The organism is Butyricimonas muris, assembly GCF_046365375.1.
GTDB lineage: Bacteria > Bacteroidota > Bacteroidia > Bacteroidales > Marinifilaceae > Butyricimonas > Butyricimonas muris.
In genome coordinates this window covers 177,104-198,867 of sequence record NZ_JBKEIT010000007.1, presented here as the reverse complement: position 1 = coordinate 198,867, position 21,764 = coordinate 177,104, and the positions used below count along the sequence as shown (strand labels likewise).

16 protein-coding genes and 1 tRNA gene are annotated in these 21,764 nt (G+C 46.7%); 3 read left to right on the top strand and 14 right to left on the bottom strand.

What is annotated here, in order from left to right; genetic code table 11:
- Positions 1 to 50: 50 nt before the first annotated feature.
- Positions 51 to 122, top strand: a tRNA-Arg gene (locus ACK8P8_RS13210).
- 39 nt (positions 123 to 161) lie between these two features.
- Here ACK8P8_RS13210 and ACK8P8_RS13205 read toward each other — a convergent pair.
- Positions 162 to 722 carry a flavodoxin gene (locus ACK8P8_RS13205; protein WP_227215800.1) on the bottom strand — a complete coding sequence of 187 codons (561 nt, stop codon included), beginning with the start codon at positions 720 to 722 and terminating at the stop codon, positions 162 to 164.
- A gap of 307 nt (positions 723 to 1,029) precedes the next feature.
- Between ACK8P8_RS13205 and ACK8P8_RS13200 the strand changes: the two genes are divergently transcribed.
- A complete protein-coding gene (locus tag ACK8P8_RS13200) occupies positions 1,030 to 3,594 on the top strand; it encodes a hybrid sensor histidine kinase/response regulator (RefSeq protein ID WP_369859706.1) in 2,565 nt (854 codons plus the stop codon).
- A gap of 133 nt (positions 3,595 to 3,727) precedes the next feature.
- Here ACK8P8_RS13200 and ACK8P8_RS13195 read toward each other — a convergent pair whose 3' ends face one another.
- The 9 genes from ACK8P8_RS13195 to ACK8P8_RS13155 form a co-directional block, all read right to left on the bottom strand.
- On the bottom strand, positions 3,728 to 5,059 hold the full coding sequence (locus ACK8P8_RS13195) for a sigma-54-dependent transcriptional regulator (RefSeq protein WP_099291043.1): 1,332 nt from the start codon (positions 5,057 to 5,059) through the stop codon (positions 3,728 to 3,730).
- Positions 5,060 to 5,565: 506 nt separating this feature from the next.
- Complete coding sequence (gene argH, locus ACK8P8_RS13190) at positions 5,566 to 6,903, bottom strand: argininosuccinate lyase (RefSeq protein ID WP_369859705.1); 1,338 nt, start codon at positions 6,901 to 6,903, stop codon at positions 5,566 to 5,568.
- A 48-nt stretch (positions 6,904 to 6,951) separates the two neighbouring features.
- Positions 6,952 to 7,101, bottom strand: a complete 150-nt coding sequence (locus tag ACK8P8_RS13185; RefSeq protein WP_186974641.1) for a hypothetical protein — start codon at positions 7,099 to 7,101, stop codon at positions 6,952 to 6,954.
- A gap of 9 nt (positions 7,102 to 7,110) precedes the next feature.
- Positions 7,111 to 8,166, bottom strand: coding sequence for a M20 family metallo-hydrolase (locus ACK8P8_RS13180; protein ID WP_369859704.1), 1,056 nt, complete (start codon positions 8,164 to 8,166; stop codon positions 7,111 to 7,113).
- Positions 8,166 to 8,942, bottom strand: coding sequence for an acetylglutamate kinase (gene argB, locus ACK8P8_RS13175; protein ID WP_369859703.1), 777 nt, complete (start codon positions 8,940 to 8,942; stop codon positions 8,166 to 8,168). The genes ACK8P8_RS13180 and argB overlap by 1 nt, the downstream gene beginning before the upstream one ends.
- A gap of 34 nt (positions 8,943 to 8,976) precedes the next feature.
- On the bottom strand, positions 8,977 to 10,089 hold the full coding sequence (locus ACK8P8_RS13170) for an aspartate aminotransferase family protein (protein ID WP_369859702.1): 1,113 nt from the start codon (positions 10,087 to 10,089) through the stop codon (positions 8,977 to 8,979).
- 10 nt (positions 10,090 to 10,099) lie between these two features.
- On the bottom strand, positions 10,100 to 11,062 hold the full coding sequence (argC, locus tag ACK8P8_RS13165; RefSeq protein ID WP_369859701.1) for an N-acetyl-gamma-glutamyl-phosphate reductase: 963 nt from the start codon (positions 11,060 to 11,062) through the stop codon (positions 10,100 to 10,102).
- Positions 11,063 to 11,228: 166 nt separating this feature from the next.
- Positions 11,229 to 12,413 carry an argininosuccinate synthase gene (locus tag ACK8P8_RS13160; RefSeq protein WP_369859700.1) on the bottom strand — a complete coding sequence of 395 codons (1,185 nt, stop codon included), beginning with the start codon at positions 12,411 to 12,413 and terminating at the stop codon, positions 11,229 to 11,231.
- A gap of 11 nt (positions 12,414 to 12,424) precedes the next feature.
- A complete protein-coding gene (locus ACK8P8_RS13155) occupies positions 12,425 to 13,117 on the bottom strand; it encodes a GNAT family N-acetyltransferase (RefSeq protein ID WP_099291049.1) in 693 nt (230 codons plus the stop codon).
- A 356-nt stretch (positions 13,118 to 13,473) separates the two neighbouring features.
- On the opposite strand from ACK8P8_RS13155, the gene ACK8P8_RS13150 reads away from it, so the two are divergent.
- On the top strand, positions 13,474 to 14,823 hold the full coding sequence (locus ACK8P8_RS13150; protein WP_369859699.1) for a S41 family peptidase: 1,350 nt from the start codon (positions 13,474 to 13,476) through the stop codon (positions 14,821 to 14,823).
- Here ACK8P8_RS13150 and ACK8P8_RS13145 read toward each other — a convergent pair.
- The 4 genes from ACK8P8_RS13145 to ACK8P8_RS13130 all read right to left on the bottom strand — a co-directional run bounded on the left by ACK8P8_RS13145 (position 14,810) and on the right by ACK8P8_RS13130 (position 21,733).
- Complete coding sequence (locus ACK8P8_RS13145) at positions 14,810 to 15,526, bottom strand: head GIN domain-containing protein (protein ID WP_369859698.1); 717 nt, start codon at positions 15,524 to 15,526, stop codon at positions 14,810 to 14,812. The genes ACK8P8_RS13150 and ACK8P8_RS13145 overlap by 14 nt on opposite strands.
- A 161-nt stretch (positions 15,527 to 15,687) precedes the next feature.
- The gene (locus tag ACK8P8_RS13140) at positions 15,688 to 17,100 is read right to left on the bottom strand and encodes a TolC family protein (protein WP_099291052.1); all 1,413 of its coding nucleotides are present in this window, start codon (positions 17,098 to 17,100) and stop codon (positions 15,688 to 15,690) included.
- Between the two features lie 12 nt (positions 17,101 to 17,112).
- Positions 17,113 to 20,244: an efflux RND transporter permease subunit gene (locus ACK8P8_RS13135; RefSeq protein WP_186974652.1), complete on the bottom strand. Its 3,132-nt coding sequence runs from the start codon at positions 20,242 to 20,244 to the stop codon at positions 17,113 to 17,115.
- Positions 20,245 to 20,653: 409 nt separating this feature from the next.
- Entirely contained in the window at positions 20,654 to 21,733 is a 1,080-nt protein-coding gene (locus tag ACK8P8_RS13130; RefSeq protein WP_099291054.1) for an efflux RND transporter periplasmic adaptor subunit, read from the bottom strand.
- Positions 21,734 to 21,764: the final 31 nt, after the last annotated feature.

Below are 21,764 nucleotides of genomic sequence, written 5' to 3'. Positions count from 1 at the left end.
CGCTCCCTTTTTTTAAAAAATTGATTAGCTTTGCACTCGGATAAAACAATGGTCCCCTAGTTCAATGGATAGAATGAAGGATTCCGGTTCCTTTGATATGGGTTCGAGTCCCGTGGGGATCACATAAAAAATGTGTGTCAGAACTGACACACATTTTTTATTCACCGGATTATCTTAATCTCCCGCAACCATTTCAATATATCCTCTTTCGCTTTCTTCACTTGGCTGCCTCGTACCGGGAAGCCGTCCAGTACCTTTGATTTCGGGCAAAGTTTCTTGATATCGTCACCCGTATGTCCCATGCGGCTACCCTCGTGTGTCATAAACGGGATGATTGTTTTCCCCGATAAATCATACCCGGACAAGAATGTTGACACGGGAGGGGCAATCGTCGCCCACCAGCAAGGCGAGCCCACGAATATGGTATCGTACTGCTCGATATTTTCGATCTTTCCCTTTATTGCAGGTTTATGTCCTTCCGCGATCTCTTTCTTTGCCTGATCGACTACCGCCTGATAGTTGGTCGGATAGGCTTTCTCCGGCACGATTTCAAAAACATCGGCTCCCGTGGCTTCTTTTATCTGGTTCGCCACTTCTTTGGTATTCCCGCTATGGGAAAAATACACGACCAGTACTTTTTTCTTTTCCGCTGAAGGCTGTGCTTCCAATCCGACGCCGGTGAATACCGCCGCTAACATGAATAAATAACATTTCTTGCTCATACTATTCTATTTTTGTGATTATTATATTGTATCTCGTTTATTCGACAATACAAAAATAAGGGGAAACGATAAACCGTTCGTTATACGAATTACAGATATATATACCCGTATTACTGATCAGGGCAAACGCGTCAAAACGCTTTTCGCCCTTTTAGTCAAAAGTTTATAAAGTCCATCAAGTTCATAAGGTTTATGGACCCTAGCGGGCGCTTTGTCCACGGCAGCATAGCTGCCGGTAAACCTTGTCCGAAGGACGCACAGTACTTTATGAACTTTATAAACTTTAGGAGCTGAAAAGCTCAACTTTATGAACCGGGCGAAAAGCGTTTTTAACGCTTTTGCCCTGTATTACCGATTCGGATTATCGGGAGTTTTTATACCTTTGTACAAACTGATAGTTATGCAAAGACCGTTTAAATTTACCAAATTCAAACTGATCACGGGGTATATTCTGATACTCCTTCTCGGTGCTATTGCCATCATTTTTATTTACAAGCAGACGATAGCTCTCACGGAGAAAGGGAATGACGAGATTGTCATGCAACAGAAATTATTCATCATTGGCAATACGCTGACAAAACTATACGAGGCAGAGAATACTGGATTGTCTTTTTCCCAAACCGGTTCGGAAAAGAATTTCAACAGGTATATGCAATTGATTCAAGATATCCGGTATAATATGGATACCTTGAAATACCTGTCCATGAGCGAGGAACAAAACATGCGGATCGACACGGTTCATGCGCTTTTGAGCGACCGGATACAGAATTTGAAAGATTTACTCTATGTCAAAAAATACGCTATCCCGGAGGATTTTTACAATAAGACAGTTGAAAAGATTGAATTTCTGAAAGACTCTATCGGCAAAGAACCTGAAATCAAACATCGGATTGTCGCGACAGTGGATAGCAGTAAGATTATTAAAGAAAAGAAAGGGTGGCTCGGCATCCGTACTAAAAGGGATTCCATTTTAAGAGTGGACACGACCTACCACTACTTCGCGGACACGGTCGGGATATCCAATAACACGGATTCACTCATGAACGTGATTCGCGATTCGTGGAGTCAATACCAGCAAGAGAAAGAAGAAATAGATGCAGAGATTTACAAGCGGGAAAAGATTGTCATACAAAGCGGACAAAAGATCACGGAACGTTTGAAACGCATATTAAAAGCCCTCGAAAAAGAGGAAATCGAGCATACCCGTATCCGTTTGGAACAGCAGCAAACAACCACCGAACAGCTTACCCAAACGCTCTCGTGGGTGGCAATCATAGCCTGCCTGCTGGTGGTGTTTTTTGTTATTCTTATCATCAATGACATCAGCCAAAGCCAACGATACAGGCGGGAACTGGAAGCCGCCAACGCTTACACGGAACGTTTGTTGCACAACCGGGAAAAGTTGATGCTTACCGTTACGCATGATATAAAATCACCCCTAAGTTCTATTATCGGGTATATTGAATTACTGAGCAATACACCCTTGGAGGAACGCCAATATTATTTCCTTCGGAATATGAAAGGCTCTGCCGAGCATATACTGCATCTGGCTAACAACCTACTGGATTTCTCCAAGTTGGAAGCCAACAAAATGGAGATTAATACCGTTCCGTACACTCCCGGTCGCCTCCTGCAAGAGATTGCAGACAGTTTTCTGCCCTTGGCCGGAGAAAAAGGATTAGAATTAAGGAGTGATATCAGCAACGCGCTGAACGAACATTTCTTGGGCGATCCCATGAAAGTAAGGCAGATCGTGGTGAATATCCTCTCCAACGCCATCAAATACACTCAAAAAGGTAAGATTTCGCTCTCCGCCTTTAGCCCCGGAACCAACAACGAGCAACTGATGATCGTTATCAAAGACTCCGGTCCCGGCATGACGGAAGAAGAACAGGAACTTATTTTCAAGGAATTTACCCGACTTACACCACAGCACAATAACGGCGCGGAAGGAACCGGATTGGGACTCACGATCACGATGCAACTCGTACACCTGTTAGGAGGAGAACTCTCCCTCAACAGTAAAAAGGGGGAAGGAAGCACATTCACCGTGAAACTTCCTCTCGTGAAAGCGCCCATGCAAGAAACAGCCGCAACAGAATCGGGACAAATCGCTCCCGTTATGCACGAGGGAACAAAAGCCTTCCTCGTGGATGATGATGAATTACAGCTTACCGTCAATTCGGAATTTTTGCGTAAAGTAGGTATTAGCAGCGACACGTGCACCCATCCTCTTGAAGCGCTGTCCATACTCGAAAAAGGGAATTACGACCTTGTTCTCTCGGATATACAGATGCCTGATATGGACGGATTCGAACTGGTGAAACAGATCAGACAGTCAGCATCGGAAAAGATAAAAGACCTTCCTGTCATCGCGCTGTCGGCACGAGCTGACATGCAGGAGCAGGAGTACCTTGATGCGGGGTTCTCTGCCTACCTGAATAAACCGTTTACCCCAGAACAACTTTACACCAAGGTAAACGAGTTATTGGACTGGGACATCAAAATAGCTCCACCTGCGGGTGAAGACCATGACACGAACGCACCTTTTGACCTAAGTATGATCATGGTCTTCGCCGACAACGATAAGGATGCCGCAAACCAGATCATTCAATCCTTCGTTTCGGATTGTGTCCAGAATTTCCAACATCTTGAGGAACACGTGCAACAACACGAGATGGAACAAGTCAAGAAACTCGCTCACAAGATGCTGCCTATGTTCAAACAATTGTCAATCAATCAAGTTATACCGCTATTACTCTCCCTCGAGAGAATGGATCCCGAACAAGTGGAAGAAGCACAGGTAGCTGAAACCGTGAGAAAAGTCGTTCAAACGGGGAATGAAGTAATACAGTTGCTTCGGAGTTTATAAAGTTCATAAGGTTCATAAAGTTTATAAAGTTACGGGTGTCCTTCGGACAAAATTAAAACGGCAGCACAAGCTGCCGTTGATATAATATCTCGTTGATTTTTTTTAAACTTTATGAACTTTTAAACTTTACAAACTATAAATCCTCCAACCCATAGTTTTTTAGCTTATTATACAGGGTTTTTCGGTCGATTTGGAGCATCCGGGCAGCCTCGCTCTTGTTATTCCTGCACTTTTGCAGAGCTTCCTTTATTAATTCGATTTCCATCTCCCGGCGGGTACCCATCGTCTTTTCCGGTTCGACAGGCTTTTGTGATAATTCCGGTGGCAAGCATATCTTGGTGATTAATTTTCCTTGGCAAAGCAGGGTTGCCCGTTTCACGATATTACGCAATTCACGAAGGTTACCGGGCCAAGCGTAAGTATTAAATATCCGCATCACCTCATCATCAAATCCTGCCACTTGTTTACCCAATTCTTCGTTCGCCTTGTCAAGGAAATGATTGGCAAATACCATGATATCCTCTTTCCGTTCTCTTAACGGCAAAGCTTGGATGGAAAACTCGTTGAGACGATGGTATAAGTCTTCCCGGAAACGCCCTTCGGCAACAGCTTCTTTCAAATTCTCGTTTGTAGCCGAAATAATACGCACGTCAAAAGGCACATCGACACTACTTCCCACGGGATGTACCTTGCGTTCTTCAAGGGCACGCAACAATTGAACCTGCACGTCATAAGGCAGATTACCTATCTCATCGAGGAAAATCGTTCCCCCGGATGCCGTCACAAAATATCCTTGTTTATCACACGCTGCCCCCGTAAAAGCACCTTTCACGTGTCCGAAAAGCTCGCTCGTGGCAATATCTCTCGGGATAGCCCCGCAATCCACTGCCACGAAAGGCCCGTCTTTCCGGGCACTCGTCAAGTGAATCAGACGGGCTATATATTCCTTACCGGTACCGCTCTCGCCGTTAATTAAAACGGTCATCATGGTCGGTCCCACCAAACGGATATACTCGTACTGCTGATCAGCACTCTCACTTACCCCTTTTATATAAGCGAAAGCCGTTGTTTTAACTTTTGCCTGAACCGGCTTGGCAGGTTCCGTTTCCAGCTTCAACGCTTCCTGCAATTTCTTCAGAATTTCGTCCGGGATAACCGGTTTTGCCACGTAATCAAAAGCCCCCAACTTCATCGCCGTCACGGCTGTCTGAATATCGGCGTATCCTGTCATTAGCAACACCTGTGTCTCGGGTGTTTTCTCTTTAATCAACCGCAACAAATCAATCCCGTCCTTATCGGGTAAACGCAAATCCGTCAGCACAAGATCAAACGTTTCCTTGTCCAATTTTTTCACGGCTTCCTTGTACGAGAATGCATTCTCCACCTCGAATCCCCGTTTCCCTAACCAATTCTTCAACATGATACAGAAAGTCGTATCATCATCAACCACTAAGATTTTTGCCATACGTCGATTATTTTACACACGAAAATAGTTTTAATCGACTAAAGAAAAAAGTTTTTAACGCAATTTAGGAAAAATGGAAATCTCAGCCATAAAAAAAGGGCTATAATTAAGCCCTTTAAATTCCCCTCTTTCAATCTTCTACTTATGGACAAAGTTCCTGTTTTGAACAGACGAACTTAGACGCACGTCCATTCCTTCTTAGTTGTGTATATCGAGTTGCTCGTGCAACCAGCTTTCTTTATTCCGCTTCATGTTCGGGGTCACTTAAAAAGTGCGGTAGTAAAAGTCCCGAAATAGCCATCACGATGAAAAATATGTACGTTACCATAATTCCTCCTTTTTTATCATTCAATCCTTTACTCTTATAATAGAGAATTGTATGCCATATCGGCAAACAGGGTAACACTGCCACTCAGATATCTAATTATCAATGATATGCTATAAAACTACAATTCCCCGTGGAATGTATTCCATGGGGAATTATGTGGAAAAAGTGTAGAAAAAGACTACAATTTCAACAAGCGTTTTTCAGCTTCCCGAACGGCAGAAATATCCCACGCGGCTATTCTTTCGTCAAACCTGTCCTTTATTTTGTTCAGACAAAGATTCCCGATACTCCCCTCGTGCGTGTGATGAATCTCACGCGTCCCCGCGTGATACTCCCCCTGTTGGACTTGCATTCCTATTTTTCGATAGGCTTCCCGAAAAGGTACTCCCGCCATCACCATTTCGTTTACATCTTCCACGGAAAAAATATACCCGTAGCGGGGATCTTTCAGTATATCCCGTTTTAACGCCATGTCTTTCAGCACGAGATGAGCCATAAAAAGACAATCGTTCAATTCACGGAACGCGGGTAAATATAATTCCTTCGTTAATTGCATATCCCGGAAATAACCGGAGGTGAGATTCCCACACAACATTGCCATTTGGGTTGGCAATGATTGTAAGCGATTACACTTCGCCCGAATCAGTTCGAATATATCCGGATTTTTCTTGTGCGGCATAATGCTTGAGCCTGTCGTGTATTTATCCGGCAGATGCAGAAAACCGAAATTTCCACAGGCAAACAGACAGACATCGGCAGCCAGCCGCCCCAAAGTTGTCGCCACGGCAGCCAACCCGAACAACACGTTCTTTTCCATCTTTCCTCTTTGCATCTGAGCGTACACGACGTTATACGCCAGATCGGCGAATCCCAACAACCCGGTTGTCATTTTCCGGTTCAAGGCTATCGACGAACCGTAGCCTGCACCCGACCCGAGCGGATTGGTATTTACCATATCGTACGCCGCTTTCAAGAGCAACAAATCATCTGTCAACGATTCGGCATAAGCGCCGAACCACAACCCGAATGAAGAGGGCATCGCTACCTGCAAATGCGTGTATCCCGGTATCAGTATATCCTTACTTTCCTCCGCCCGCTGTATCAACAAACGGAACAAGCGTTCCACGCTTTCCAATGTCTCGAAAATCGCTTCCCGCGAAAACAATTTCAAATCAAGTAATACTTGATCGTTCCGGGAACGTCCCGTGTGGATCTTTTTTCCCGCATCCCCACATTCCTCCACCAGCATCAATTCTATTTGCGAGTGTACATCCTCAACCCCTTCTCCTATCACAAACTCCCCCTTTTCCACCCGTGCATGAATACCGATCAATGCCTTTCGTAGTTGTCTGTATTCTTCGTCACTTACCAAACTCACGTGATGTAACATTTCCAAATGTGCCAAACTCCCCGTCACGTCAGCTTTCGCCAACATCACGTCCAATTCCCGATCTTTCCCGATGGTGAATGATTCGGTAAAATTGTCTACATCGTATCCTTTATCCCAAAGCCGCATGAATTTTAGATTTTAGATTTTAGATTTTAGATTAAACTCCTCCGTCGGCTACGCCGCCAAGTGAGCCCGGAAGCCGATCTCGAATGCGAGAGAAACAACCTGTAACTTGCCGCAGGCAAATGCAACCTGCAACTCGCCACAGGCGACTATAAACAGAGGAGGAGCCAGAATAGTCTTTCGCTTCGGAAATCTTTTCATTTTCAATTTTCAATTATCAATTATTATCCCGTCCAATATTCGAACAAACGTTTCTATTCCTCGCTCTATTTCATCCAAGCGAATATATTCATTCGCCGTATGGGAACGGGCACTATCTCCCGGACCAATCTTCAGTGAGGTGCATGGAATCACAGCTTGATTCGAGGTCGTGGGCGAACCGTAGGGTTCTAATCCCAACTCCCGACAACGCCGAACGACCGGATGCTCCGCGGGTACCGATGATGAATCGAGGGAAATAGAGCGGGGGGATACCTCGCATTTCACGTGGCGACGGATTGTATCAAGTATTTGTAAGTTCGTGTAAAGTTCATTTACCCGTACGTCCACCATGAAACGACAAGTCGCGGGAACCACGTTATGTACCGTTCCCGCCTCAATCCCCGTAACGCTCATCTTTACCGCTCCCAATAGTTCCGACACCCGTTCGAAACGATAGGTGCGAAACCATTCTATATCTTGCAATGCCCCGTAAATAGCATTCACGCCTTCCTCCCGTGCAGCATGTCCTGATACTCCCGCAACATGGCAATCCAATACCATAAGACCTTTTTCGGCTATCGCGGGACGCATTCCGGTAGGCTCGCCCACGAGGGCAAAATCAATTCTCCCCAATTCCGGGAATACGCGTTGTATTCCCCCGGCTCCCGTGTTTTCTTCTTCCGCGGAACCCAAATACACCAGATTATACGCTTGTGGCTTTCTGTTCAACATGATGAACGCTGCCAACATGGACACGATACTTCCGCCCGTGTCGTTACTTCCCAAGCCGTACAATTTTCCATCCCTTACCGTCGGGGTAAACGGATCGGTATCCCATGCCCCACCGGGACGTACCGTGTCCAAGTGTGCATCCAGTAATAACGTGGGTTTCGCCGCGTCGAACTCCGGCGAGCGACTCCACACGTTATTACCTTGACGATGCACGTCGAACCTATATTTTTGCAGTATTCCGGTTATAACATCTGCCACTTGCCCCTCCTCCCCGCTAAAAGAGGGGATGGATATAATCCGTTTTAATACTTCTATTGCCTCCTTTGTATCCATTATTCTTCTCCGGTTATTCGAGTGCCTGCCTCGGGATTATCCAATTCATCGGGATGAACCAATCGCACGGATTGTACTCCCGCGTGTATTGCAACAAATGAATATTCCAATTTTGGAATCATTCCAGCATGAATACGTCCTTCCTGTCTGAATTTGTCATACATAACGGGAGTCAAACGAGGAATCACGGAATTTTCATCTTCCATATCTCTTAATACCCCACGTTTATTGAAACAATAGATTAATTCGACTTCTACGCGGGAAGACAAGGCTTTCGCAACAGCCGATGCGATTCCATCGGCATTGGAATTTAATAATCCTCCCTGCCCGTCACACGTAATCGGTGACAGGACTGGCACAATCCCACGTTGGAATAACAATTCCAATACAGTACTATTTACATGTACAACATCTCCCACATGTCCCCATTCTACTCCTTCTTGCACTCTCTGTTTCGCACCCACTAAATTCATGTCACAACCGGATAACCCGCAAGCGTTTACACCAAGTGTCTGCAACCGGGCTACCAATATCTTGTTCACCCACCCGGCGTATGCCATCACGGTTACACGCAACATCTCATCGTCTGTTACCCGACGCCCGTCAATCATCCGGCAGGGTATTCCCAAACGTTCTGCCAATTGTCCGGCAAATATTCCTCCCCCATGCACAATCATGAAAGGAGGTTCTATTTTCGCCAGTTTCCGACAGAGCAGCTCCAACCGCCCCTCGTCTTCCAACAATGCCCCGCCAACTTTTATTACTTTGTATCTCATGTCGCATTCATTTTCAATTTTCAACTTTCAATTTTCAATTGCCTTTAAAGCTTTCCGTGAAATAATCCACTTCCTCCTTTCTCATGCACAACGGGGGAAGTAACCGTAATGTATTTTTCCCGCTGTATCCCGTGATAATCCTGTAATTCACCAACAAGCGGCGACGGAATATAGTATGCGGAATATCAATATCCACTCCTATCATCAATCCCTTTCCCCGTACTTCAATTACCCCGGGCAATCCTCTCAGTTGTTCGGCAAAGTATTCTCCGACCTGCAAGGCGTTCTCTATCAAATTTTCACGCTGCATCACGTCCAACACGGCAATGGCCGCAGCACACGCCAAATGATTTCCCCCGAAAGTGGTTCCCAGTATTCCTTTCCTTGCCTCTATCCATTCGTGAACAAGTACTCCCGCCACCGGGAATCCGTTCCCCATGCCTTTAGCCATTGTAATCATGTCGGGTTTTATCCCGGCATAGCGATGTGCAAAAAATTGTCCGCTCCGCCCGTACCCGGATTGTATTTCGTCAAGTACCAACAAAGTCCCGCGGTTGTTACAACATTCTCGTGCCAATTGTAAAAAAGCAGGTTCCGCAACCCGGATTCCTCCCACACCTTGGATTCCCTCGATGATAACAGCCGCATACTCTTCGCTTGCCAATTCCCGTTCGAGAGCTTTCTCGTCATTCAACGGGATAAACTTCACTTGATGCCCCATATTCCACGAAGCCCGTATTTCGGAATTATCGGTCACCGCCACGGCTCCACTTGTTCGCCCGTGAAAAGCCCCGCGCATGGCAAGCACCTTTGCCCGCCCGGTCACGAACGAAGCAAGTTTCAAAGCGTTCTCGTTCGCCTCAGCCCCACTATTACAGAGGAACAGGTTGTAATCCATACATCCCGAAAGGTGTTTCAATTTCTCCTCCAACTCTCCTTGCAAATGATTCTCCACCGAATTGGAATAGAAACCGATCTTTTCCAACTGTTCCGTGATTCCCGCCACGTACCGGGGATGGGTATGCCCGATGGAAATCACGGCATGCCCGCCATAGAGGTCAAGGTATTTGTTTCCTTCCTTATCCCAAAAATACATTCCCTCTGCCCGGACGGGCTCTATATTTATCAGATTATATACTTCAAACATTTCTTGATCATTAAAAATAATTTGCTTTCAATCGTAATCCTGTCATTTCGTCTAAACCGAACATCAGGTTCATATTTTGCACCGCCTGTCCGGAAGCTCCTTTTATCAGATTATCAATCATTGATGTCACGAGCACGTTATCCCCCTCTTTATCCGGATGAATAAAACAATAATTCGTGTTCACAACTTGTTTCAATGACACCGGCTCATCGCTCATGAGTACAAACGGATGTTGCTCATAATACGTTTTATAAAGAGTTGTCAATTCCTCTAACGTGGCTTTACTTTGAAACACAACGTTCACCATAATTCCCCGTGTATGACATCCTCGCACGGGCACAAAAGCGATATCGGGTTCTGTTTTTGCTCCCGCCTCCTGCAAGGTTTCCCGAATCTCGCCCAAATGCTGATGCGTGAAAACCTTGTACACGGATAAGTTCTGTGCCCGGTTACTGTAATGCGTTTCTTCTGTTGGCCGTTGCCCCGCACCTGTCGATCCGGTTATGCCGAAGACCGTAATTCTATCTGTCAACAATCCACTCTTCGCGAAAGGCAACAAAGCCAACTCTATCGCAGTCGCGAAACAACCCGGATTTGCAACACGTTGACATTCCATGATCTTGTCCTTATTTAACTCCGGTAACCCGTACACGAAATTACCTGCCGACGCCCGTAAGCGGAAGTCATTACTCAAATCAATCACCCTCACGGATGGCGGTATCTTGTTCTCCGATAGAAAACGGGCAGAAACTCCATGCCCCATACACAGGAAAAGTACATCTATGTCATCAAAATCCAAATCCGTGAAAACCTGTTTTGAATACAACAAATCCCGATGTACCCGTCCTATCGGTTCTTCCCGGTGTGATTCACTCTGCAAATACCGCAATTCCACGGCTGGATGATTCACGAGAATCCGAATCAACTCTCCCGCCGTGTACCCGGCAGCACCTACTATTCCAACTCTTATCATGACAATCAGTTTATAAAGTTCATAAAGTTTATAAAGTTCATAAGGTTTACAAGGTTTTAATAACTCACGAGATACCATATCAACGGCAACACAAGCTGCTGCTTTAATTTTGTCCGAAAGACACCCGTAACTTTATAACTTTATGAACCTTATAAACTTTATAAACTCATTTATTAACCGCCTCGTGTATTCTCAACGGCATTGACAATATTCGGGTAAAGCCCTTCACGTCTTCCGCTATCCACGCGTTGTTTTCCTCCCCGTATCTGGCAAAAGAGGCATTCATTAGATCATGCGGAGAATGGCATCCCAACAAATCAAAGTGATAGGGACGCATCAACACCCGTACTTCACCCGACACGCTACGCTGCGAGTGTTCCAGAAATTTCTCGATATCCCGCATCACCGGTTCCCCGTACATCGCCTCGTGCAGAAACATCCCGTACCAGTTGCCCAATTGCTCCTTCCAGTACGACTGCCACTTCGTCAACGTGTGTTTTTCCAGTAATTCGTGCGCCTTGATAATAATTAACGGTGCAGCAGCCTCGAAGCCCACGCGACCTTTAATCCCTACAATCGTGTCGCCCACGTGCGTATCCCGCCCGATAGCCCAAGGGGCAGCCAAGGCTTCGACCGCACGGATAGCCTCGATTTTATCAGCATACGTTTTCCCGTTCACCGCACACAATTCCCCCTGTTCAAAGGCGAGAGTCAATTCCTCTTCCCCCACCCGCTGCAACGACGAGGGATAAGCCTCTTCAGGCAACGACCGATCGGACGTCAGAGTTTCCCGCCCACCAACGGAAGTACCCCAAAGTCCTTTATTTATGGAATAAACCAATTTTGTCCAATCACGTTCCACCCCCTTTGCTTTCAGATAAGCGATCTCGTCCTCCCGGCTCAATCGTAAATCACGAGTCGGCGTGATAATTTCCATATCAGGAGCGAATACCGAGAAACAAAGATCAAAACGTACTTGATCGTTTCCCGCCCCGGTACTCCCGTGTGCTAACGCATCGGCACCGATTTCCTTGGCATATCGCACGATTGCCAACGCTTGAAATGTCCGCTCGGAACTTACCGAAACAGGATAAGTTTTGTTACGCAACACGTTCCCGAATACCATATAGCGAATACACTGTTCGTAATATTCGCCCGTTACATCGAGCGTCACGTGACGTTTCGCCCCAAGGGCGTACGCTTTTTCCTCGATCACAACCAACTCTTCCGGCGAGAACCCGCCCGTGTTGGCAATCGCCGTGTAAACCTCAAGCCCCAGTTCATCGCTCAAGTATTTCACACAGTAGGAGGTATCCAATCCTCCACTATACGCTAAAACAACTTTTTTCATTTTTCTGTTATTTACAAACGACAAACAACTCCCCCGTATTCCTGCTTTCCACCGGGATGATTTCCCGGTGCCTTAAAAGCAGCAAGCATAACACTCACCACCCGACGCAATTTTCGGAAGATTCTACCGGGTAGGTTCCCGCTCTTTTCCCCCGCCGCATCCCGAACACGGGCATGTACCTCCGGATCATAAATCATTCCCGTGCAAAGGCATTTTGTCATATTTGTCCGTTGTAAGATATCGTAATTTACGCATGATTTGCAACCAGCCCAAAACTCCTCGTCATCGGTCAACTTGGCAAAAGTAACAGGCACGTAACCCAACGAAGTATTGATACGCATCACTTGCTCGCCCGTGGTCAGACCAAACAATTTCGCCCGCGGGAATCGCCTTCGCGACAAATCGAAAGCGGCTTTCTTGATGCGTTTTGCCACTCCCAATCCCCGGTATGCCGGTACAACGATCAACCCGGAATTAGCCACGAATTTCTGGTGTCCCCAGCACTCGATATAACAGAAGCCCACGAACTCTTCTCTGTTCAAAGCAATAATCGCCTTGCCATCCCGGATTTTCCCGGCGATATACTCGTTCGTTCTTCTTGCTATACCTGTTCCACGCGCTTTTGCAGCGTTGTCAATCGCGTCATTTATCGCCGTCACGTATGACAGGTGTTTCTCGGACGCAACCAATACTTCAATCTTCATCTTCGTACAATTTAATCTAAATCATTCAAATCATTTTCCGTTTTCTCTATGTGCATATTTATTTATTGAGCTTGCAAATATATGCATTAATATTCCAAACGAACAAGTATTTATGCCATTTTTTTGAAGAAAAATAGAATTCTCATGCACGACATTATAAATCAAACGCTTCCAAAACAACCAAGCGTCACGTGGACACTTTACAGAGAATCTCTCGGGAATCACAAAATATTAGCCTCGCTTGATTATTGGATAAATATGCATAAATATAGACCAATAAAACTTTCTTACTATCTCGTGCATGGAAATTCATCAAAATTCCGTAATATTGTGTTTTGTAATTAGAACGATGAAATATGTATAGAATTTGCTTCTTTCTGGTTCTTATCGGTCTTCTGATCGGTTGCGAGGACACATCAGTCCGACCGTCGCCCCCATCTCGTACCTACGAGCGCATCAACACGTTCACGAAAGACAAGATGACAGACCAGTATTTCTGGGCAGATGAAGTCAAGGATAAAAAGATAGAAGCAGATTTGGATCCGTTAACCTATTTCGCCAACATGAAATACGAAAAAGATCCATGGTCACGTATCACTAAATCACAGGGATTCGGTGAAATTGCCGATGCCAGCGGATACGAGAACGGATTCGGTTATCATCTCAATTTTTGGGAAGACAAGGGGTACATCATTGCCGAAGTGAATTTCGTGTATGACAATTCTCCGGCAGCAAAAGCAGGAATAAAACGAGGCGACCTGATTACCCGAATGGACGGTAAGAAGATTACCACGGAAAACTATACAAATCTTTATTACAAGAGTGTTTTATCTATCGGGTTGTCCGAGGATGAAGTATCGGAGCCTTACAAGACGATAGAACTGACCGCACAGAATTTCACTATCAATCCTATACTCGCGTACGGCGTTATCGACCACGAGGAACGTAAGATCGGTCATATCGCGTATTCCAGTTTCGTGTACCGTAACACCACTTCACTACTTCAATTGAACAACGTTTTCCAAAAACTAAAAGAAGAAGGTATCGAGGAATTAATTCTTGACTTGCGCTATAATTCCGGCGGATATATGCTTGCTGTTAAACGCTTGTGTTCACTTATAGCCCCGGAAAGTGTCGTGGAAAGTGAAGAAATTCTGATACACAAAAGATGGAACGACGTGTATCAAGAGAAATATGCAGATATACCGGAACAACTGGAAGAACGTTTCGACAAAACGGTTCCCGCCGATTCCCGCTTGAACTTATCGCGCTTGTGGGTAATTACAGGAAAAGAAACCGCATCAGCTTCTGAATTGCTTATCAGTGCTTTATCTCCTTACATGGAAGTTAATGTCATTGGTGTTCCCACTGTCGGGAAAAACATGGGAGGTATCACGTTTACCCCTACGGAAAGTGACCTGCAAGGTTGGAATATCACGTTGATATCCTTACTCTACACGAATAGCCGCGGCGAATCCGTACGGGGAGGTATTCAACCGAAAGAATACATACCCGAACCATTCCCGCACCGGTATGAACTGGACGATGTAAACGATCCGTTGCTTGCCGCAACACTCGCTCTGATTCCCGGGAAAACTCCGGTAGTACTAAAATCCAGAAGTATGTCCGTGGAGAAATACAACCGGATCATTCCCGAAAAAGCCTCATCCGTCGTGATATTCGAAGACCACATTACTTCCTTTTGACAAGAGCGCCCCGTCCACTTACATCTTTTTTCGTGATACGGGGATTGCCGTCATACATAAGCAATCCGGCCGATGACAATTGCACTTCCAGCGTGCCCGACACGTATACCTCTGCTTTGGCTGCCCCGCTGACTCCCGCTTCGCAATCGGTTACCCGTAAATCCCACGCTTTTAAAGTTGCAGCGGAAGAAAGTTCCAGTTCCAAGTGATCGACCGCTCCCTTCAATTCCAATTTAGCGGCATTAGAGGCTTCCACGTCTAACTCTTTTCCTTCTACTTCCAATTTCACGACTGCTGCCCCGGAAGCATTTATATCCAATTTATTCACTTTCAACGGGGAACTTCCGATTAATCTTGCCGCCGATTCCACGTTAATATCAGTTATATCGGGCGCCGCCACGGATACATTCATAGCGGTAAAACTACGAATGATGACATTAGGATCAAGGAACACGTTTAGCTGACCGTTCTTTATTTCCGTTTTCACGTACGAGATGATATTATCATCCGCTTCAATCGTGATCCCGAATTCCGTACCTTGTTTGAGGTACAACGTGATTCCCTGCTGCACGGAAACTTTCGTGAAAGATTGTTTGGCCTCCCGTGCCTGTACTAAAAGATACCCTGTTCCTTTGATTCGTTTGACTTGCGCGACGGCAGTCCCGACAATCAATAACGCTAATAGTAATAATAAGTTTTTCATGGTGTTTAGTTTATAAGTCTATAAAGTCTATAAAGTCCATAAGGTCAAAAGTCTTGGACCCCTGCGGGGCGCTATATCAACAGCAGCATAAGCTGCCGTTTCAATTTTGTCCGAAGGACACCTATGACCTTATGGACTTTTGACCTTATAGACCTTACGGACTACTCTAATTTTCCCAACGATTTCAAATACTCCGTTTCACAAACCTTCAAAGCCGCTTTGGCATCCACCCAGTCACTCCATGCTTGTTGCCATTGCGCTTGAGCCTCAAGAAGATTGGTCAGACTCTCCATGCCGACGTCATATTGGTTGCGGGAAACTTTCAAGTTTTCCTCCGCCTGTGCCAGAGCCGACCGGGTAAGGTTTACACGAGTCTGGGCGTCGCTCAATTTAAAACGATTACCGGATATCTCCAGTTGCATCATTTCGCTCATCCTCTCTTTATTCAAACGGGTAATCTCTTCCTCGGCTTTCGCTACCCGCACTTTGTTACGTCCTTCCCCCCAGTTGAAAATCGGTATTTGAACCGAAGCCATAGCACTGAAAGAGGCAGAGTTGGAATTATCACCGTTCAATTTTAAACCGCCCCCGTAACTGTAACCTGCCATAACACCCACTTGCGGAAGGAAATCGGAACGGGTAACATTCACCTCTTTACGCTTCATTTCAACCTGTTTCTCAAGCATATTATAATCGGGACGCTGACTAAGTTCATCCGGTAATGACAAAATACCCGGTGTTATTGTCCCCGAAAGAGTATCGGTCAATTCCAAAGAAGTATTCAACTCCAACCCGATCAAACGGCACAGATTCATGCCTGCCAGCGTCCGACCGTGTTGTGCTTGTTGCAGTTGTAACAAGGCATCGTTGTGTTTCACTTGCGCTTTCAATACATCATTCAACGGAGCCATACCCGCGTCACGGGCATCCTCTAGGTTTTTCACCAGTTCACCCGTGACCTCTTTGTATTTCCGAGCCACAGAAACCAGCTCCTGCACACGGACATATTGCCAGTAAGCCTGCTCCAGTTCGACAAGCACTTCCGAACGATTGAGCCGGATATTCTCATCCGCCAACTCTTCACCGAATTTAGCCGCCTGATGTGCTGCCCGTATTTTACCCCCCATGAAGATCGGTTGCTGTAATTGCACTCCCGCCATATATACCCCTCTCATCGAAAGGGTAATCGGGATATCGGGCAAAAAGGCATACTCGTGAAAAAGGGGCTTGCCGTCAGTACCCATGACCGGTTTGCCGTCACCCCCCATGATCACGTTCGGCTGTAACTTGCCGCTCTCGTCCGGCACATAAGTGGGGAGGTATCCCCCGGATAATTTGTACTCCTGTTTTTTCTGATAGTAGAAATACGTTCCCGAAGCAGAAAGACGGGGATAATAGTTCGCCCGGTACTCTTTCTTTGTCCAAATCGCTTTCTCTTTCTGCCGCTCGGCGATGGAGAGTTGTTTGCTGTAATCAAGCGCCATAGCCCGGCATTGCTTCAAATCCAGTTTCTGCTGGGCACGAGATGTCTGAAATGCAGCCAAAAAGATTATTATAATGATACAATATTTCATGATACTATGATTTTAATTTTTCCGCTCCATTTTTATCTTGAAAAAGAGAGAATACAACACGGGCAGGATAACGAGCGTTACCACCGTACCGATAAACAATCCACCCATGATAGTTACCGCCAACGAGCCGAACATATCATCGTTAATCAAGGGAATCATACCGAGAATAGTGGTCATCGCCGCCAGAAACACCGGACGCAAACGGGAAGACGAAGCATCGAGTAAAGCGAGCACTTTATCCTTCCCCGATCGAATCTGGATATCCACCTCATCGACAAGTACAACGCCATTCTTGATCATCATACCGACCAATCCGAGGGCTCCCACGATAGCCACGAATCCAAATTCCTTACCCGCCAGAAGCATCCCGAGCACCACCCCGGTAATGGCAAGCGGCAAACAAAGAATAATCATTAGCGGACGACGGAAGTCCTTGAACAAGGCAATAAGAATTGCCAACACGAGAACGATGCCAAGAGGCACATTCTTGAACAGGTATTGCTTGGATTGCGTACTCGCGAGGTATTCCCCCTGCCATTCCGTGGAATAACCCGGCGGGATATTCAATTGCTCGATCTTGGGCAAAAGACTGTTACGCACGTCGTTTGCCGTGTATCCCGGGGCATTGTTACATTCGGCCGAGATGGAACGCTGCCCGTTGTAACGGCGCACCACGGGAACCTCCCACGAGGCCGTGATACCGTTTGTAGCTTGATTCAACGGGGTAGAACCCGCCACGGCTGTCATCACTTCGTCGGGAGATATCATCCCCGCCATCAGTTCTTTCACCGTTTCAATATTCAACATATTGGTCGAGGGCACCAGACTCCACACCGGAACGTTATTCAACTTTCCGGGACGTTGCCGATCCTTCCCGATACTTTTGATATATATGGGCAAATCATGCTCTCCCTCGTAATACGAACCCACGGGCAACCCGTCGGTCGTTGCCAATAAAGCCAGTCCCACGTCCTCGCGGGAAAGATTCGCCACCCGGGCAATCGGCTGATAGTAGTCCACGTTAAGCACAGGGGTGGTTGGTCCCCAGTTATTCGTCACCAATACCGTGGTCGAATCCTCTTTCATGATCTCCTCCACTTGGGCACAAAGCCTTTTCAACACAGCGGGATCGGGTCCCGTAATCATAAACTGCACGGGAAAATCCATGTACATGAGGTTGTACTGCTTCATCCGCACGTATGCCTCCGGGTAATGCTCGGAAAGGTAACGCTGCAAGGTATCGAGATTTGCTTTCAGGGTTTCGGGGGAAGTGAAGTCCACGATCAACTCCCCGTAACTGAGCGCGGGTTCGGCAACCGTACGTACCAGATTGTAACGTGACGGGGTTCCCCCAAGACTCGTGGTTACGGTCGTGACCTCCGGTTGACTTGAAAGGTAACTTTGTATCGACGCCAGATCACGTTTCACCGTTTGAGGGTTCGTACCGTATGGCATCTTGTATTCTATATACAATTGGTTGTAACTCAAATCGGGGAAAAAGCCCTGTTGTATGAATCGGAACAAATATACACTGACGGCAAGTACAAGAATCACCCCGCCAAGTACCCACACCCGATGGCGTACCGAGAATTGCAGCGTGGAACGAAACGCCCGGTACGTCCGGGTACTGTACATCTTCTGCTCGTCCTCCACCTCGCCCGGTTTCACCCGCAAAGCCCGATCGGCTTGGATTGGCACGAAAGCGAGGGCAAGAATCCAACTCAACCACAGGGAAACTGCCAGCACGATAAACAAATCCCGAACGTATTCGCCCGTCGTGTCGGGAGAAAGGAATATCGGCAGGAAAGTCAAGATACCGATTGTTGTAGCCCCGAGTAACGGCCAAGCGGTCTTCTTCGTGATATTAACCAGCGCGGCGGGTTTCGGAATTCCCTTCTTCAAATCGACCAGAATACCGTCCGTTATCACGATAGCGTTATCGACAAGCATTCCCATCGCCACGATAAAAGAAGCGAGCGAAACCCGCTGCAACGTACCGTGCATCATGTATAACACGAGCAACGATCCTAAAACCACGATCACCAATCCTGTCCCGATAATATATCCGCTCCGGAAACCCATGAAAAGCATCACGACAAGAATCACGATAATCACCGATTCGATCAGATTGACCATAAACACGTTAATGGCACTCCGTACTCTGGCAGGCTGAAAGAAAACCTTCTGGAAATCTATCCCCGCCGGAATAATCTCTTGTTTCAATTCTGCCAGCTTGTCATCCACTTTTTTACCCAGTTCGAGAATATTTCCCCCGGTTTCCATGGCAATGGATATAGCTATTGCCGGTAAAGTATCATATATCAAGCCTTCCCGCTGGGGTTCCACGTATCCTTTCGTGATTTGCGCCACGTCCGAAAGTCGTATCTGATCCTCCTCGTGCCCTTTAATAAGCAAGTTCCGGATGTCGTCGATCGCCTTATACGCCCCGTTCACGTTTACACGTACCCGTTTCTCCCCGCTGTCGAAATAACCGGAGTACACGGTTTTGTTCTGTCCGTTGAGCGTCATGATTATCTCTGCCGGGTGAACTCCCATGTTTGCCATCTTGTCTTCCAAGAACTCGACATTAATACACGATTGCCGTTCCCCGTACACGTCCACACTGCTCACCCCGTCAATATCCAGCACGGAACGCCGGACGAGTTCGGCGTAGTCGGACATCTCCTGATAATCAAAACCGTCGGACGTCATGGCATAAAACATACCGTACACGTCCCCAAAATCATCCATAACAATAGACGGTTGGGCACCATCCGGGAGTTGGGATTGTACACCCATCACTTTTCTTCGCAAAATATCCCACTTCTGCTGCAATTCCGCTAACGGAACCGTACTGCTCAACTCCACCATAATCTCCGACACGTCGTCCATCGAACGAGAGGACACGTGGTCCAAATCGCCCATGGAACGAATCGCTTTCTCCAGTACGTCCGTCACTTCCAACTCCACTTGATAGGCAGAAGCCCCCGGATAGGCCGTCACCACCATAGCCTGCTTCACGGTAATCGCCGGATCTTCCAACTTACTCATCGTGAAAAACGAGTATATTCCCCCCACTACCAAAACGAAAACGAAGAAGTAGACAAAAGCTCTATTCTTTAATGCATATTCCGTAAAGTTCATAATATATTGTTGCTAGGCAACGTTGCAAGTTATCAGGTTGCAAGTTGCAAGTTAATTTCAAACTCCCTCCCCCTTCGGGGACTCCCTCTATAAACAGAGGGAGAACTAAAATACTCACCGTCTTCGGTAAGATTCACCGCTCCTCCTCTGTTTAGAGTCGCCTGCGGCGAGTTACAGGTCGCAAGTTGCATTTGCCTTCGGCAAGTTACAAGTTGTTTCTCTTGCGTTCAAGACTGTATTCCAGCTCCTCCTCTGTTTATAGAGGAAACCAGCGATTAAGCGAGGGCAGAAAGAGAGCTTGCTCTCGGTTTGCTGAGTGTGAGCTGGTTCGAGACCGGCTTCCGGGCTCACTTGGCGGCAAAGCCGACGGAGGAGTTCAATCTAAAATCTAAAATCCTTAAATCTAAAATTAAAGCAGTCCTCCCACGTTGGAAGAAGACACGGGAGTCAATCGCCGTACTTTCTGTCCGTCTTTAAGGGTATTGGTTCCTGCCGAAACAATCACCGTCCCGTCCGACAGATCGGATTCGACAATTACCTGTCCGTCCTTATGCAGTTCCACAATCTGAACAGGATGCATCCCCACGACCTCTTTCGCGGTGTCATACACCCATACATACGACTTATTCTCTTTCTGGAAAAGGGAAGAAATGGGAACAACAGCAAGACCTGCTTGCCCGGGAGTAAAACGAATCGTCACGCTAACGCTCATCCCTGCCGCCAGACTCAGATCGGACTCCGGTTTCATCCGGAAACGTACCTTGAACAATTGATTGTAATTCGCCTGTTGTGTCATATCCAGCAATTCCAAAGGAATCTTTACCCCCGGGTACACGTCCGCCTCGCAATAAAATTCCTCGAAACTCTCCCGACGGATAAAATCACTGGAAGGTATATCAATATTTACCTCGTAGTAATCATTATTAATCATGGACAGCACGGGAGTCCCCGTGTTCACGATCTCGTGGGCATCGAAGAATTTCTTTTGAATATACCCGTCAAACGGGGCTTTCAGTTTCGTATCATTCAAGGCATTCAAGTGGGCATGATACAATGCCGCGATTCGTTGCTTCGCTGCAACCGCCTTGTCATAATCATTTACAGGGACACTTTTCCGGTGATACAACTCGATCACCCGATCCGATTCTCCCGTCACCTGCTCGTACTCCGCCTTCGTGGCGTCATACTGCAACTTGTAATCCCTAGGGTCTATCTCTGCCAGCACTTGTCCCTTCCGCACATACTCTCCCACCTCTGTGTTGAAACGTAAAATAGGACCCGCTACCCGGAAAGCCAGCTGCACGTCGGAAGCCGCTTTTATCTTCCCCGGAAAAGTCGTACTACTCTCCCCTTCATACTTCTGCACCTCCGCTGTCTTTACCAGTTGCGCTATCTCCAAACCGGGCGTAGCCCTACGGCAGGAAAATACGAGCAACAAAAGTCCCGACACGGAAGCCCATTTCAATACCGAAAACACTGTCTTGTTCATATATATGTCATTTAAATCGACTATATATACT

What these genes read in the sequence shown, in the direction of transcription:
- ACK8P8_RS13205 (WP_227215800.1), bottom strand. Translation starts at nt 722, where the DNA reads ATGAGCAAGAAATGTTATTTATTCATGTTAGCGGCGGTATTCACCGGC.
- ACK8P8_RS13200 (WP_369859706.1), top strand. Translation starts at nt 1,030, where the DNA reads ATGAACCGGGCGAAAAGCGTTTTTAACGCTTTTGCCCTGTATTACCGA.
- ACK8P8_RS13195 (WP_099291043.1), bottom strand. Translation starts at nt 5,059, where the DNA reads ATGGCAAAAATCTTAGTGGTTGATGATGATACGACTTTCTGTATCATG.
- argH (WP_369859705.1), bottom strand. Translation starts at nt 6,903, where the DNA reads ATGCGGCTTTGGGATAAAGGATACGATGTAGACAATTTTACCGAATCA.
- ACK8P8_RS13185 (WP_186974641.1), bottom strand. Translation starts at nt 7,101, where the DNA reads ATGAAAAGATTTCCGAAGCGAAAGACTATTCTGGCTCCTCCTCTGTTT.
- ACK8P8_RS13180 (WP_369859704.1), bottom strand. Translation starts at nt 8,166, where the DNA reads ATGGATACAAAGGAGGCAATAGAAGTATTAAAACGGATTATATCCATC.
- argB (WP_369859703.1), bottom strand. Translation starts at nt 8,942, where the DNA reads ATGAGATACAAAGTAATAAAAGTTGGCGGGGCATTGTTGGAAGACGAG.
- ACK8P8_RS13170 (WP_369859702.1), bottom strand. Translation starts at nt 10,089, where the DNA reads ATGTTTGAAGTATATAATCTGATAAATATAGAGCCCGTCCGGGCAGAG.
- argC (WP_369859701.1), bottom strand. Translation starts at nt 11,062, where the DNA reads ATGATAAGAGTTGGAATAGTAGGTGCTGCCGGGTACACGGCGGGAGAG.
- ACK8P8_RS13160 (WP_369859700.1), bottom strand. Translation starts at nt 12,413, where the DNA reads ATGAAAAAAGTTGTTTTAGCGTATAGTGGAGGATTGGATACCTCCTAC.
- ACK8P8_RS13155 (WP_099291049.1), bottom strand. Translation starts at nt 13,117, where the DNA reads ATGAAGATTGAAGTATTGGTTGCGTCCGAGAAACACCTGTCATACGTG.
- ACK8P8_RS13150 (WP_369859699.1), top strand. Translation starts at nt 13,474, where the DNA reads ATGTATAGAATTTGCTTCTTTCTGGTTCTTATCGGTCTTCTGATCGGT.
- ACK8P8_RS13145 (WP_369859698.1), bottom strand. Translation starts at nt 15,526, where the DNA reads ATGAAAAACTTATTATTACTATTAGCGTTATTGATTGTCGGGACTGCC.
- ACK8P8_RS13140 (WP_099291052.1), bottom strand. Translation starts at nt 17,100, where the DNA reads ATGAAATATTGTATCATTATAATAATCTTTTTGGCTGCATTTCAGACA.
- ACK8P8_RS13135 (WP_186974652.1), bottom strand. Translation starts at nt 20,244, where the DNA reads ATGAACTTTACGGAATATGCATTAAAGAATAGAGCTTTTGTCTACTTC.
- ACK8P8_RS13130 (WP_099291054.1), bottom strand. Translation starts at nt 21,733, where the DNA reads ATGAACAAGACAGTGTTTTCGGTATTGAAATGGGCTTCCGTGTCGGGA.